This is a genomic window from Acinetobacter sp. AM (assembly GCF_003105055.1).
Lineage (GTDB): Bacteria > Pseudomonadota > Gammaproteobacteria > Pseudomonadales > Moraxellaceae > Acinetobacter > Acinetobacter tibetensis.
In genome coordinates this window covers 42,703-57,887 of sequence record NZ_QETG01000007.1, presented here as the reverse complement: position 1 = coordinate 57,887, position 15,185 = coordinate 42,703, and the positions used below count along the sequence as shown (strand labels likewise).

The 15,185-nt window shown below is 40.0% G+C and carries 13 protein-coding genes; 9 read left to right on the top strand and 4 right to left on the bottom strand.

All coding sequences use genetic code 11. The features are described from left to right. The 7 genes from lpdA to DCO44_RS05355 all read left to right on the top strand — a co-directional run bounded on the left by lpdA (nt 1) and on the right by DCO44_RS05355 (nt 8,360). The gene (lpdA, locus tag DCO44_RS05385) at nt 1-1,434 is read left to right on the top strand and encodes a dihydrolipoyl dehydrogenase (protein ID WP_116759808.1); all 1,434 of its coding nucleotides are present in this window, start codon (nt 1-3) and stop codon (nt 1,432-1,434) included. A gap of 174 nt (nt 1,435-1,608) precedes the next feature. Continuing rightward, nucleotides 1,609-2,775: an ADP-forming succinate--CoA ligase subunit beta gene (gene sucC, locus DCO44_RS05380; RefSeq protein ID WP_116759806.1), complete on the top strand. Its 1,167-nt coding sequence runs from the start codon at nt 1,609-1,611 to the stop codon at nt 2,773-2,775. Nucleotides 2,776-2,786: 11 nt separating this feature from the next. Further along, nucleotides 2,787-3,677 carry a succinate--CoA ligase subunit alpha gene (gene sucD, locus DCO44_RS05375; RefSeq protein ID WP_116759804.1) on the top strand — a complete coding sequence of 297 codons (891 nt, stop codon included), beginning with the start codon at nt 2,787-2,789 and terminating at the stop codon, nt 3,675-3,677. Between the two features lie 131 nt (nt 3,678-3,808). Continuing rightward, nucleotides 3,809-4,483 carry a response regulator transcription factor gene (locus DCO44_RS05370; RefSeq protein ID WP_116759802.1) on the top strand — a complete coding sequence of 225 codons (675 nt, stop codon included), beginning with the start codon at nt 3,809-3,811 and terminating at the stop codon, nt 4,481-4,483. 129 nt (nt 4,484-4,612) lie between these two features. Further along, nucleotides 4,613-6,913: a primary-amine oxidase gene (gene tynA, locus DCO44_RS05365; protein ID WP_116759800.1), complete on the top strand. Its 2,301-nt coding sequence runs from the start codon at nt 4,613-4,615 to the stop codon at nt 6,911-6,913. Nucleotides 6,914-6,983: 70 nt separating this feature from the next. Further along, nucleotides 6,984-7,745 (top strand): TorF family putative porin, encoded by a 762-nt coding sequence (locus DCO44_RS05360; protein ID WP_116759798.1) that lies wholly within the window; start codon nt 6,984-6,986, stop codon nt 7,743-7,745. A gap of 252 nt (nt 7,746-7,997) precedes the next feature. Continuing rightward, entirely contained in the window at nt 7,998-8,360 is a 363-nt protein-coding gene (locus tag DCO44_RS05355) for a hypothetical protein (protein ID WP_228157511.1), read from the top strand. Nucleotides 8,361-8,383: 23 nt separating this feature from the next. On the opposite strand, the gene DCO44_RS05350 is transcribed toward DCO44_RS05355, so the two are convergent. The 4 genes from DCO44_RS05350 to trpS all read right to left on the bottom strand — a co-directional run bounded on the left by DCO44_RS05350 (nt 8,384) and on the right by trpS (nt 13,094). Continuing rightward, complete coding sequence (locus DCO44_RS05350; RefSeq protein ID WP_116759794.1) at nt 8,384-9,205, bottom strand: VOC family protein; 822 nt, start codon at nt 9,203-9,205, stop codon at nt 8,384-8,386. Between the two features lie 118 nt (nt 9,206-9,323). After that, nucleotides 9,324-11,033: a flotillin family protein gene (locus DCO44_RS05345; RefSeq protein WP_116759792.1), complete on the bottom strand. Its 1,710-nt coding sequence runs from the start codon at nt 11,031-11,033 to the stop codon at nt 9,324-9,326. A gap of 24 nt (nt 11,034-11,057) precedes the next feature. Continuing rightward, nucleotides 11,058-11,699, bottom strand: a complete 642-nt coding sequence (locus DCO44_RS05340; RefSeq protein WP_116759790.1) for a YqiJ family protein — start codon at nt 11,697-11,699, stop codon at nt 11,058-11,060. A gap of 381 nt (nt 11,700-12,080) precedes the next feature. Continuing rightward, nucleotides 12,081-13,094 carry a tryptophan--tRNA ligase gene (gene trpS, locus DCO44_RS05335; RefSeq protein WP_116759788.1) on the bottom strand — a complete coding sequence of 338 codons (1,014 nt, stop codon included), beginning with the start codon at nt 13,092-13,094 and terminating at the stop codon, nt 12,081-12,083. Between the two features lie 199 nt (nt 13,095-13,293). Between trpS and DCO44_RS05330 the strand changes: the two genes are divergently transcribed. Both DCO44_RS05330 and DCO44_RS05325 read left to right on the top strand, forming a co-directional pair. Beyond that, nucleotides 13,294-14,220 carry a DUF808 domain-containing protein gene (locus DCO44_RS05330; RefSeq protein WP_116759786.1) on the top strand — a complete coding sequence of 309 codons (927 nt, stop codon included), beginning with the start codon at nt 13,294-13,296 and terminating at the stop codon, nt 14,218-14,220. A gap of 39 nt (nt 14,221-14,259) precedes the next feature. Then, the gene (locus DCO44_RS05325; protein ID WP_116759784.1) at nt 14,260-15,171 is read left to right on the top strand and encodes a neutral zinc metallopeptidase; all 912 of its coding nucleotides are present in this window, start codon (nt 14,260-14,262) and stop codon (nt 15,169-15,171) included. The last annotated feature ends 14 nt before the right edge of the window (nt 15,172-15,185 follow it).

Genomic DNA, 15,185 nt, shown 5'->3' with positions numbered 1-15,185 from the left:
ATGTCTCAACAATTTGATCTTGTTGTAATTGGCGGTGGCCCAGGTGGCTATGAAGCAGCGATTCGTGCAGCACAATTAGGTTTTAAAGTTGCGTGTATCGAAAAACGTATTCACAAAGGCAAACCATCTTTGGGTGGTACTTGCTTAAACGTGGGTTGTATTCCTTCTAAAGCATTACTTGACTCTTCACATCGTTATGAAGATACAGTGCATCACTTAGCTGATCACGGTATTACCACAGGTGATGTGAGCTTTGATCTTGCAAAATTACTTGCACGTAAAGACAAAATTGTTGACCAGCTTACCATGGGTATTGATGGTCTTCTAAAAGGTAACGGTATCGAGTGGTTAAAAGGTACAGGTAAATTACTTGCAGGTAAAAAAGTAGAATTTGTATCTCACGAAGGTGAAACTCAAGTTTTAGAGCCTAAGTACGTGATTCTTGCGACCGGTTCTGTGCCAATTAACATTCCATCAGCACCAGTTGATCAAAACATTATTGTTGATTCAACTGGCGCACTAGAATTCCAAGAAGTACCTAAGCGCTTAGGCGTAATTGGTGCAGGCGTGATTGGTCTAGAGCTTGGTTCTGTTTGGCGTCGTTTGGGTGCTGAAGTTGTGGTATTTGAAGCAATGGATGCATTCTTACCAATGGCTGATAAAGCTTTGGCAAAAGACTACCAAAAACTTTTGACCAAACAAGGTCTTGATATTCGTGTTGGCGCGAAAGTTGCTGGTACAGAAGTTAACGGTTCTGAAGTAACTGTTAAATATACGCAAGGCGGTGAAGACAAAACTCAAACTTTCGACAAGTTGATTGTTTGTGTAGGTCGTCGTGCATACGCTGAAGGTCTATTGGCTGATGATTGCGGTATTAAATTAACTGAACGTGGTTTAGTTGAAGTGAACGATTGGTGTGCAACGTCTGTTGAAGGCGTTTACGCAATTGGTGACTTAGTACGTGGTCCAATGCTTGCACATAAAGCAATGGAAGAAGGCGTAATGGCTGTTGAGCGTATTCACGGTCATGCAGCTCAAGTCAACTATGACACCATCATTTCTGTGATCTACACACACCCAGAAGCGGCGTGGGTAGGTTTAACAGAACAGCAAGCGGTCGAGAAAGGTCACGAAGTGAAAACGGGTCAATTCGGTTTTGCTGCAAATGGCCGTGCAATGGCTGCTGGTGAAAATGCTGGTTTCGTGAAGTTTGTTGCTGATGCGAAAACAGATCGTTTACTCGGTATGCATGTGATTGGACCTGCTGCGTCTGATATCGTACACCAAGGTATGATCGCACTTGAGTTTGTATCTTCTGTTGAAGATCTACAGTTGATGACTTTTGGTCACCCAACATTCTCTGAAGTTGTTCATGAAGCTGCATTGGCTGTCGATGGCCGAGCGATTCACGCAATTCAGCGTAAGCGTAAATAAGACAAGAAAAGAGCGGTTTTAACCGCTCTTTTTTTTGATTAAAGGTTGTTTTTACCAGAACAATCTACTACAAATAAGAAAGAAAAAATGTAATAAGGACTAATACCAAATAAGACGTGAGTCTAGGAATTAGTCAGTCCATAACAAAGCAAAGAAGTAGTAAAAGGTTAGTCAATGAATCTACATGAGTATCAAGCCAAAGCGTTATTAAAAAAATATGGTATGCCTGTTCAAGAAGGTGTATTGGCAACCAATGCAGAAGAAGCAGTGAAAGCTTTCGAGCAACTTGGTGGAAAATTTGCGGTTATGAAAGCGCAGGTGCATGCTGGTGGTCGTGGTAAAGCTGGTGGTGTTAAAGTTGTAAAATCCAGTATTGAAGCGGCAGATTACGCAAACCATATCATCGGTACTCGTTTAGTTACTTATCAAACTGATGCCAATGGTCAGCCTGTGAATAGTGTCTTGGTTTGTGAGGATGTCTATCCAGTAGAACGTGAGTTATATTTTGGTGCAGTCGTTGATCGTTCAAGTCGCCGTGTAACGTTTATGGCATCGACCGAAGGCGGTGTAGAAATTGAAAAAGTTGCAGAAGAAACTCCAGAAAAAATTATCAAAGTAGAAGTTGACCCATTAGTGGGTTTACAGCCTTTCCAAGCTCGTGAAGTTGCATTTGCTTTAAAATTAAAAGATGCTCAGATTGCACAATTTGTCAAAATTATGACGGCTGCATATCAGGCATTTATTGAAAATGATTTTGCCTTATTCGAGATTAACCCATTGTCAGTCCGTGAAAATGGTGAAATCTTATGTGTTGATGCCAAAGTTGGTATTGATTCAAATGCTTTATATCGTTTGCCAGAAGTTTCTGCACTTCGTGATAAATCACAAGAAAATGAACGTGAATTAAAAGCATCGGAATTTGATCTGAACTATGTTGCTTTAGAAGGCAATATTGGATGTATGGTCAACGGTGCAGGTTTGGCAATGGCAACCATGGATATTATTAAACTTTATGGTGGGCAACCTGCAAACTTTTTAGATGTTGGTGGTGGTGCAACCAAAGAGCGCGTCATTGAAGCATTTAAATTGATCTTGGCAGATACCTCAGTACAAGGTGTTTTAATTAACATTTTTGGTGGTATTGTTCGTTGTGACATGATTGCGGAAGCTATTATTGCTGCGGTTCAGGAAGTACATGTGAGTGTTCCTGTCGTGGTTCGTTTAGAAGGCAACAATGCGGAATTGGGTGCAAAAATTCTAGATGAATCAGGTTTGAAATTAACTTCTGCAAACGGCTTAGCTGATGCTGCAGAAAAGATTGTTGCAGCAGTAAAAGCATAAGGAGTGCCATCATGAGCGTATTGATTAATAAAAACACAAAAGTATTGGTACAAGGCTTCACAGGTAAAAATGGTACTTTCCATTCTGCACAAGCACTCGACTATGGAACCAAAGTCGTGGGTGGTGTGACCCCAGGTAAAGGCGGCACGACTCATTTAGATTTACCTGTTTTTAATACCATGAAAGATGCTGTGCGTGAAACGCAAGCTGATGCATCTGTGATTTATGTACCCGCGCCTTATGTACTTGATTCGATTGTTGAAGCAGTTGATTCAGGTGTTGGACTGATTGTGGTGATTACCGAAGGCGTGCCGACGCTAGATATGTTAAAAGCCAAGCGTTATTTAGAAACCAATGGCAATGGAACACGTCTAGTCGGTCCAAACTGTCCTGGGGTGATTACACCGGGGGAATGTAAAATTGGAATTATGCCGGGTCATATTCATCAACCGGGTCGTATCGGGATTATTTCACGTTCAGGAACATTGACTTATGAGGCGGTTGCTCAGACCACTAAACTGGGTCTAGGACAATCAACCTGTATCGGTATTGGTGGTGACCCAATTCCAGGTATGAACCAAATTGATGCATTAAAACTGTTCCAAGATGACCCAGATACAGATGCCATTATCATGATTGGTGAAATTGGTGGCTCGGCTGAAGAAGAAGCAGCTGAATATATTCAGTCGAATGTTACTAAACCTGTAGTTGGTTACATTGCAGGGGTAACCGCACCAAAAGGTAAGCGTATGGGACATGCTGGTGCGATTATTTCAGGTGGTAAAGGAACTGCTGAAGAAAAATTCGCAGCCTTTGAGCGCGCTGGAATGGCATATACACGCAGTCCTGCTGAGCTCGGTTCTACCATGTTACAAGTATTGAAAGAAAAAGGTTTAGCTTAATTTTTTCAGACTCATTGCGTATAGAAAGCGTGTGTTACTTCGGTAGCATGCGCTTTTTTACGTTTATCGCGTTACGTTTGGTATATAAATTGCTCTGAGCAAGTATTCATTCAAAATAGTGTCTTGATACGATGCAAGCGGTAAATTGGAATCAGTTCAGCGAAGAGTTCACCCGTAATATCCAAAAAGTGCTGCCATTTGATGGATTGGTTGCATTTCAGATCGACGCTGAAACAACAGCGAGTCAATACTCGTTTAAGGGTATACCTCATCAAGCTGTTGATGAATACTTGGAGCGTAAGCAATATTTTGATCCTGTACATTTTCGTTTTGCATACCATCAAGCAGATATGAAGTTTAGCGTATTACAAGCTGTGGCTTCTAATGATGAGTATGATGACTTTAGAAAAAAGTGGGATATCAAAGACACGATTGAACTTTTTTTTAGGCAGAATGGGGTTCCTGTACGGGGCATGAGTTTGGTTCGGTCTTCAGCTTATGCAGAATTTTCTGATCAAGAGTTAAAAATAATTGAGTCATTTTATGATTTGACCGCATGTTGTTTTAATCAAATTTATGATGTTTCTAGTCATCAGGTTAGCCTATTTAATGAAGGTTTAACAGAATCACTAACGCGACAAGAATCTAAAGTATTAGGCTTATTATGCAAAGGTTTAAATAACCAAGCACTTGCCAATGAAATGCATTGTGGAATATCAACCATAAAGACCCATCTACAGCATATCTATCAAAAAACACAGGTCAGAAGCCGTCAGGAATTGATGAGCCGAGTACTGTCTGGCTGACATCTGTAATAGATAAAAGTTCGAGCTATCTTCAATTTTAAAAATCATCCTTTGGGATGATTTTTTTGTATAGAGAACAGCGTAATTTTTCAGCATAGAAGACAGTTTGTAAGGCTAAGGAAATCCGAGATGAAAACATTACATTCACAAATGCTGAAAAAATATCTTAAACAAATATCAAATGTTGTTGGTGTAATGGCAATTGGTGCATGTGCAACTCAAGCAATGGCGCATGGTGAAGCGGCGAAAATGTTACCCCTACAACAAGCCATGCAATCGGTAGGTGCAACGGTACAGCAAGACCAATATGCCAATATCTATACCATCAGCAAAAACTCGACCTTAGTCCGAGCAAAACCTAATTCAACTACCATTATGGTGAATGGGAAGCCATTAAAAATTTCGGCGCCCATTATTGTAAAAGATGGTCAAGCCATGGCATCGGAAACATTGGCGAATGAGATTTTCCAATCTGGACTTGATCAAACCTTTCAAGTTGAAACCGTAAAGCATCCGTTAAATACCTTAACGACAGAAGAAATTCAGTCAGTGACTAAAATTATTCAGGCAGATCAACGTGCACCAAAAGCATTACGTTTCAGTCGTATTCGTTTACAAGAACCTGAAAAAAATGCTGTTTGGAACAGTGTGCTGAATCATACTGAATATAAAGGCCCACGTTTAGCCGAATTCAGCTTATTACAAAGCGATAATATTATTGAGGGTGTGGTTGATCTGAACACACAACAAGTAAGAGCTTGGAAGGTCTTACCTGCAACGCATGGGATGGTGTTGTTGGATGACTTTATGATGGTACAAGAGGTCATTCAGAAAAGTCCAGAGTATAAAGCTGCGGTAGCAAAACGTGGCATTACAGATGTCACTAAAGTTGTTGGTACACCACTGACAGTAGGATACTTTGGAGGTGAAGATGGTTTAAACAAAGAACTTAGCCTACTGAAAATTGTCAGCTATCTTGATGTAGGTGATGGCAATTACTGGGCACATCCTATCGAGAATTTAGTTGCCGTGGTTGATTTAGATAAAAAGAAAATCGTTAAAATTGAAGAAGGCAGTTTAGTGCCTGTACCTATGACACCACGTTCTTATGATGGCCGTGATAAGAAAACAGAAACACGTAAGCCTTTAAACATTGTAGAACCTGAGGGTAAAAACTACAGCATCACGGGGCAGTATATTCATTGGGGTAACTGGTGCTTCCACGTAGGATTGGATTCACGTGTAGGTTTACAAGTGGGTACAGTCACTTTTAAAGATAAGGGCGTAAAACGTAAGGTCATGTACCAAGGCAATCTTGGCGGCATGGTGGTTCCTTATGGCGATCCAGATATGGGTTGGTACTTCAAGTCTTATCTCGACTCTGGTGAATATGGAATGGGAACATTAACTTCATCCATTGAGCGCGGTAAAGATGTACCTGAAAATGCGGTGTTATTGGATGCGGTGATTGCTGACTATCAAGGCAATCCGATTACTATTCCAAATGCAATTGCCGTATTTGAACGCTATGCCGGGCCAGAGTTTAAACATCAGGAAATGGGGCAAACCAACGTCAGTGCCGAACGCCGTGAGCTTGTGGTGCGCTGGATTAGTACAGTCGGTAATTATGACTACATGTTTGACTGGGTCTTCTCAGACAATGGCACCATGGGTATTAATGCGGGTGCTACAGGTATTGAAGCGGTTAAAGGGGTAAAAGCATCAACGATGCATGATGCAACAGCCAAAGAAGACACCCGTTACGGTACTTTGATTGATCATAATATTGTGGGAACAACCCATCAGCATATTTATAACTTCCGTCTAGATTTAGATGTCGATGGTGAGAACAATACACTGACCCACATGAACCCTGTTGTGAATGTCAATAAAAAAGGCATTCGTAAGAGCACGATGGAAATCGAAAAGCATGTCGTGAGTAATGAGCAAGAAGCAGCAGAGAAATTTAATCCATCGACCATTCGTTTAATCAGTAATTATTCGAAAGAGAACAAAGTTGGCAATCCAGTTTCTTATCAACTCATACCATTTGCTGGTGGTACACACCCAATTGCCAAAGGTGCAAACTTTAGTCCAGATGAATGGTTATTCAAGCGTTTAAACTTTATGGACAAGCAAATTTGGGTGACCAAATATCATCCTACAGAGTTATATCCTGAGGGTGCATATCCAAACCGTTCTGACAAAGATACAGGCTTGGGGCAATTTGTTAAAAATAACGACAACATTGACAACAAAGACTTGGTCGTGTGGTTAACCACAGGTACAACGCACGTTGCTCGTGCAGAAGAATGGCCAATCATGCCAACGGAGTGGGTGAACGTACTGCTTAAACCGTGGAACTTTTTCGATGAAACCCCAACTTTAAATCTAAACACATCAAAAGACAGCTCGACACATCAACATTAATGCTAGGACAGCAACAAAACATGCCATATCAAAACCTTGATGTGGCAAATCTTAAGATTTGGGGGAATCTATGTTTAAATCATGTGCTCAACAGTGGTTGACTGTATCACTTTTAATGTCATCAGTTTCAGTATTTGCAGAGGGAACAACAACATCTGAATCTACACCTGCAATTACAGTTGCAGGCTCTATGGCAATGTTGACGGATTATCGTTTCCGTGGTGTTTCGATGTCAAATCGTGATCCAGCCGTTCAAGGGGCTTTAAACTTTTCGCATAAATCAGGCGCCTATCTAAGTTTATGGGCATCGAATGCGGATGTTGGGGCAGGTGGGAATGTCGAAGCTGACTTTTTTGTGGGCTATATTTTACCCATCACAGAAAAATCATTTCTAGATATTAACTATGCCGATGTGAATTATCCTGGCACGATTAAAGAATTTCACACCGATTTTAGTGAATTTGGTGTGAACTACAACCATAGTGATTTGATGACGGGTGGTGACTATTTCACAGCGGGAGTGTTTTATTCACCAGAATTTGCATTTAAATCAGGTAAAGAAATCTACTTAAATACAAGTTATAAGTTCCCAGTGTATAAAAATATTAAACTTGTTTCGAGCTTGGGCTATACCAAACTGGAAGATAATGAACAGTTTGCTAAAGCATTTGGTGGCGATGGTCAGCAAGATGATTATTTCGATTATAAAATTGGTTTGGGTGCAGAAGTTTTGGGGTTAAATTCAGAGTTGGTATGGATTGACAATAATATCGATAGTGATGCCAATATTATGAAAGGAAGTGTCGTATTCTCTTTGACCAAACTGTTCTAATCTAGCACATAATTATTTTAAAGTGATAAAAGGCTTCAAGATGATGAAGCCTTTTTCTTTTGAAAAAATAAATTTTATTCGCTGCAAAATCAGGGGGGTAGTTTAATCAGGTGTTGTATGTGATGCTGTTTAACTATGCTATATTCATGCATAAAATTATATTTTCAAGACACAGTATTGCAAATGTTAAGACTGCTTCATTTGTTCTTTTTTCGGGTACTCATTCTGATTTTTCTATTGATGAATGTTGCTATGGCTGAAAATGCAGATGTACAAATGGATGAGTTTATTGGTGATGAAATTTTCAATTATTATCAGCATCTTGCAGAGCAGCATAATGAAGAAGAAAATGATTATAGCGTAGCGAATAATGACTTTTATGAAAATGAATATATTCGGGTGTTTAATTACACCGCTTATAATTCTGATAATTTTACGAACAAACTTGGTACAGGTCAGTTCAATAGTTCAGATTTGGATGCCTTAAAAATATCATTTGGCTATGGAATTGAAATTAAACTGAATAAGCGAAATAAACTCGGTTATGAATATCTGTCAAATTTCCCCTATGATCGAGGACAGTTAATCCGATTCTTTTGGCTCCGTTTGTTCTAAAATGCCATAATATTTTTCAGGTTTTACGTAAGTAGATCTTGCAGAATAATCTTTTTCATACGTGTAAGTGTTGAATAGGCTTGGGGATGAGCCGCTAAGATTTGTGCAAGGTTATCGGGGATCACTTGCCAACTAATACCAAATACATCTTTGCACCAACCACACCAACTTTCCGAACCGTGTTCAGTAAAATAATTCCAGTAATAATCAATTTCTTGCTGTGTTTTACAGGGGATTACAAAAGAAACAGATTCATTAAAATCAAAAATATGCAGATCAGGACTATCTTTTGCTATAAATTTAAGATGGTTCAAGCTAAAAATACTGTTTTGGATTTTTCCTTTCAAGTCGCCTGAAGAGTAGCGAAGCCGCTGATGACGTTGAAATTCTGGAAAAATTTTTTGATAGTATTGCAAGGCTTGCGAACACTGGTTTTGATGGATACCGCAAAATAATAAATGGGGAAGAATGTGTTGTTGTGTTTTACCGCAGTTACCTAGTTGTAATTGCCAAGTATAGCCAAACTGATCTTGAACCCAACCATAATAAGCATTCCAAGAATAATGCCCGAGATCAATAAGACTTGCACCACCGAGAATAAGTTTTTGCCACAATGTCGTAATTTCTTGGCGGCTATTGCAAATGACAGTAAAAGAAATGGCTGGATTAGGTAAGAAATAGGGACCACCATTAATCCCAATAAAGCATTGATTGGACAAAGATGCTTTTACAACAGTCGGATTATGTTCAAGGATCATGCTGTTTGGAAAAACTGAGCAATAGAATTCAAATGCTTCTAACGCTTGATTGTCAAACCACAAAGCAGGATAGATCGTAAGATGCATGCATGCTCCTTGTGTTTAGGTCCTATAGGGTTGAATTTTAACTGAGTACGAAGTGGCAATATGTAATATTTTGATGAAAAAAGCGCAACAGAAGTTGCGCTTAACTTAATACTAGAATTTATACTTTGCTTTGCGGTTTGAGTTGTTGGGTTAAACCATTGATATCACCACCATGCAGTCCAAGTTCGCTCATTAGGCTATCGATTAATGGAGCTTGCGAACGATAGCGTAAAGCACTATTCACAACTTGATCAGACAGTGAAGCTGTTGAATGTTCAGGCGTCGATTCATGACCATGAGGATGTGCAACACTTCCCAAACCATTCACCTGTAAAATTTTAATATCATCAATACCTTCCATTGGTTTAACGCTTTCACGAATAATTTCAGGCAGATATTTAAGTAAAGCCAGTCGAATTTGCATTTCAACTTGCTCAGATGACAAGGTGTTATTCGCCTCGTGTACAGCGCGAGTTCCTTCAGCATCTACTTGATATTGTTTTTCCATGGCTTGTGCCAGTAGAACTTTAGCATCTGCTTCACCTTTGGCGTGTAGGCGGGCTTTTTCAGCTTCCGCTTCCGCAGCAATTCGAATTGCTTCTGCTTCGTCCACAGCAGCTTTTTTACCAGCTTCGGCAGCGACCGTAATTGCAATGGCATCTTTTTCAGCGGCTTGTTTTGCTGCAACCAATTCAACCGCTTTTTCACGTTCAGCACGTTGCGTTTCACGGACAGTAAGCACTTCTTCTTCTGCTTTAACTGCCTGAGCACGGGCTTGATCTGCTTGAGCTTTGGCTTCTGATTCTGCGCGGGACTTTTCAGCAATCGCAATTGCACGATCTTGCTCTGCCAATTCAATGGTTTTCTTTTGCTCGACTTGGGCTTTTTGAATGAGTTGGGCTTTTAAAATATTTTCATTTTCTACATCACGTGCGGAAGCGATACGCTTTAATTCAACTTCACGTTCAGCAGCAATTTGTGCTTCTTCTGCCTCACGTTTTTTAGCGGCTTCTTGTGCTGCAATTTCAGCAAGCTGTTCTGCTCGACGGACTGAAATTTCGCGTTCTTGTTGTAATTTGGCATATTCTTCTTCACGTAGAATTTGTAAACGTGCTTGCTCGGCTTCTAAGTTTTTAGTTTTAATTGCAAGATCTGCATCTTGTTCAATCACATTACGTTTTTTACGGCGGTCTTCAATGGTTTCTGTAAGTTTGGTTAAACCTTCTGCATCGAACGCATTTTGCGGATTAAAGTATTTAAAACTGGTCTGATCTAAACCAGTTAAAGACACGGTTTCAAGTTCTAGACCATTCTTGAATAAATCTTCTGATACGACTTGTTGAACTTTTTGCACGAAGTCCACACGTTTTTCATGTAGTTCTTCCATTGCCATTTCAGCAGCGACCGCACGCAAAGAGTCAACAAATTTGCCTTCCACCAAATTCTTCAGTTCATTGGGAGACATGGTTTTTCGACCTAAAGTCTGAGCGGCTGTTGCAATCGATTCAGCAGTCGGTTTTACCCGCACATAAAACTCTGCCATTACATCTACACGCATACGATCACGTGTAATGAGCGCTTGTTCTTCTGCACGAACCACTTCAAGTCGAAGGGTATTCATGTTAACTGGAATAATTTCGTGCAATACAGGAAGAACAATGGCACCACCATTCAAGATGACCTTCTCGCCACCAAATCCTGTACGGACAAATGAAATTTCTTTGCTTGAACGTTGATATAAGCGGGCGACTATAAAGCCAATAGCAATAATTGCGACAAAAATAATGCCTGCAATTACTAACAGATTGATAAGATTTGAATTTAGCATCGTATACTCAAAATTTAAGTGTTATTAAGTTTCAGAACGTATGGCTTGAAAGCCAATTTTTGTTTTTTGGGTCAGAATCACTTGCTGACCTTGTTTAAAAGCATCTTCTTGTTCTGGTTCAACCAAAACATAATGAATTTGTCCAAATTGATCTTTGACTTTGGCTTGAGCAGGGGAATGGGGTTTAGCAATACCAATCACAATTACGGCAGTACGACCGACCAATTCTTCACTAAATATTGCAGTAGTTTCGTCTTGCGGTAAAACTCTTGAAACAACTTTCGCGGTGAAACGGACCAATGGCATACACAAGAAGAAGCTGGCAGGTGCTAAGAGCCAAGCACTCCAATAGGTTTCTGTAAATAAGTGAGCAACTGTTTGTAATAGCAGTCCAAACAGCCCAAAAATGGTAAGAAAGATAATAACCCAGATTAATAAAGGCACACGCCCCAAATATAACCAGTCTAAAACCTGTAACAACCAACTGGCTTCAGTATCTATATCGACTTCAGGTGAAGTGAGATCAGCGGGTAAAAGTTGGTCGAGAATACCTTGAGTGCCACCGCCCAATAACAATAAAGTCAGCTCAAAAAAGGCAAAGAGAAAGAGTAGGCATATAGAAATGCTAAAAATGAGATTTGACGGGTGCGTCACAAGTTCCCACATGATCGAATTCTCTTTTTTTTTAATGATATTTATAACAAATAAAATACAAATTTGTTCTTTATTGTCTAAGATAGCACCGAAATGAGAATAAGTCTAAAAAACTTTGAGACAAAAAAATACGCAACGATTGGGGTGATCATTGCGTAGAACAACGAATCTGTTTGCACAGTTCGGTTAAGGAGAAATGTTATCAATTTAGGATTTCCTAAATCATGGGATAATGTTAATCGTAATGAGTCTCAAGGTCATGAGCAATCACGTTACTTCATGTTAAATCACGTTAATAATTGGAGAGTCTTGTGATTGGGGCGATGTTTTTTTATTCTAAAAAATTAAAGGCCTTATAAAAGACCTTTAATTTGTGATGTTGCTCAAATATATTTAGAAGTGAAATACACCTAAACCGGATTTAACTTCATCCAAAGTTTGTTGGGTAATATCACGGCATTTATCTGTGCCAGCCTTTAAAATGTCCATAATATAATCAGGATCTTTGGCAAGCTCGATACGACGTTCACGAATTGGTCCGATCAATTCTTTCAAGACACCTTCCAAGCGTTTTTTCACCGTACCATCGCCTAAACCACCACGACGATAGTGTGCTTTTAACTCTTCGACTTCTTCTTTATTCGGATCAAAAGCATCTAAATAAGTAAATACGATATTCCCTTCGACTTGACCTGGATCTTCAATACGCAGGTGGTTCGGATCGGTATACATTGCATTTACGGCTTTTTTAATGTCTTTATCGCTTGCATCAAGCACAATGGTGTTGCCTAAAGATTTTGACATTTTTGCTTTACCATCAAAGCCTGGTAAACGACTCATATTAGAAAGCAGTGCTTTACATTCTGGTAATAGGTCTTGACCGATTTGACGGTTAATACGACGAACAATTTCATTGGTTTGTTCAATCATTGGAATTTGGTCTTCACCAACAGGAACAACAGTGGCTTTAAATGCGGTAATGTCAGCAGCTTGAGCGACTGGATAGCATAGGAAGCCTGCTGGAATATCGCGTTCAAAACCACGCATCTGAATTTCAGATTTAATGGTTGGATTACGCTCTAAACGTGAAACGGTCACGAAGTTGAGATACAACATCGTGAGTTCATTTAATGCAGGTAAGCAAGATTGAACACAGATGGTGGTTTTGGTTGGGTCAATACCAACTGCTAAGTAATCGGTAGCAACTTCAATAATATTACGACGTACTTTTTCAAAATTGTCGGCATTGTCAGTCAATGCTTGCGCATCAGCCAATAAAAGATGTTGATGATGTGAATCTTGTAGACCCACACGTGAACGTAACGAACCAACAAAATGACCTAAGTGAAGTTGCCCTGTAGGACGGTCGCCAGTCAAAATGACTGGACGATTATCTTGATTACTCATTTTCTTTTCCAAAAAGTAGTGTTTTTTACTACATCTGCAGTCAATTAATGGGCTACATTGTACGGCATAATTTTTTTTAATGTCAGTCAGAAAAAAATAGAAGTAGAAAAAAATTAAATCCGAACATAAATCATCAGGTAAATACAGTTTTTTTCTTCATATCCCATTAAAATAGAGCAAACTTCTTAGGATAAATATAATGGCAAGTAGCTTATTAATATTATTAGATGATATTGCGACTGTATTAGATGACGTTGCTGTCATGAGCAAAGTGGCTGCCAAGAAAACAGCGGGTGTTTTGGGGGATGACTTGGCACTCAATGCACAACAGGTCAGCGGTTTACGTGCAGAACGCGAATTGCCGGTAGTCTGGAGTGTCGCCAAGGGTTCTTTTGTGAATAAATTGATTTTGGTGCCACTGGCACTATTGATCAGTGTAGTGGCGCCGTGGCTGATTAATCCTTTATTGATGATTGGCGGTTTATTCTTATGTTATGAAGGCGTAGAAAAAGTTTTACACAGTTTGCAACATCGTAAGGCGAGCAATGAGAAGGAAGCAGAAGAAGAGCTTCACACCATTGAAACTGACCTAGTGACCTATGAGAAAGAGAAAATCAAAGGTGCCGTTCGCACTGACTTTATTCTGTCTGCAGAGATTGTGGTGATTTCTTTGGGTACAGTAGCGACAGCGACGTTTATGAGTAAACTGACTGTACTCAGCATTATTGCGATTGCAATGACCATCGGTGTATACGGATTTGTCGGATTGATTGTCAAAATTGATGATATTGGGCTGTACTTAACTCAACAAGGCTCGAATGCGAAACAGAAAGTGGGACGTTTTTTATTGGCTTTTGCACCTAAGCTCATGAAAACATTAACTGTAGTTGGCACAATTGCAATGTTCTTGGTGGGTGGTGGGATTATTAACCATGCAGTACCGCTTATCCATCATTTTACCGAAGATACAGTTGATCACTTAGAGTTAATTCCTAATTTTGGCAGTATTGTTGGTGCATTAACGCCAACTTTAATTAATTTGATGATTGGTATTGCCGCGGGTTTGGCAGTGATTCTTGTACTAACTGTGTTTAAAAAGATTTGGCCGAATTCAAAACAGGCTTAAGCTTAAAAGGTCTACTTCATAAAAATAAGGAATAAGGCTATGCGTTGGAAAGGTCGTCGTGTCAGTAGCAATATTGAAGACCGTCGTGGCGGTGGTGCAGGTCGCAAAATGGGTGGCTTCAGTATTCTAGGCTTGGTGGTTGCATTTGTCGCATGGAAATTTTTTGGAGTAGATCCACAGCAGGCATATCAAGCTACTCAGCAAGTAACACAGCAAGCTTCGATTGGTGCGGAAACCAAAGGTTTGGATAATCCAACCCCAGAGCAGCAAGAAGCCATGGATTTTATTGGAACAGTGTTGGCAGATACTGAAGACACGTGGAATGTGGTGTTTCAGCAGCAATTGAATCAACAGTATACCGCACCGAAACTGGTCATGTTTACTGGGGCTGTGAATTCAGGCTGTGGTGCGGCACAAGCGGCTATGGGGCCGTTTTATTGCCCAGTCGATCAGAAAGTTTATATTGATACCACTTTCTTTAAAGATATGCGTCAGCAAATGGGCATTGGTGGTGAACAAAACCAAACAGAACTGACTCGCCAAGATCAAGCGGGCGATTTTGCTCAAGCCTATGTAGTTGCACATGAGGTTGGACACCATGTGCAGAACCTTTTAGGAATTTCTGATCAGGTTCATAAAGCACGCACGCAGACTTCGAAGGTTGAAGCGAATCAACTGTCTGTGCGTCAAGAATTACAAGCCGATTGTTTAGCAGGTATTTGGGCCTATCATAACCAACAGCGCACTCAGTTTTTGCAACAGGGTGATATTGAAGAAGCGATGGATGCTGCGCACAAAATTGGGGATGATTACTTACAGAAGCAATCAACAGGACAGGTTGTTCCTGATAGCTTTACACATGGTTCGAGTGCGCAGCGGATGAAATGGTTTCAAGCAGGTCTTAAATCAGGCAACTTAAAAGACTGTGATACCTTTAATCAAGCGATTTAATTTTTAAGCTGAAT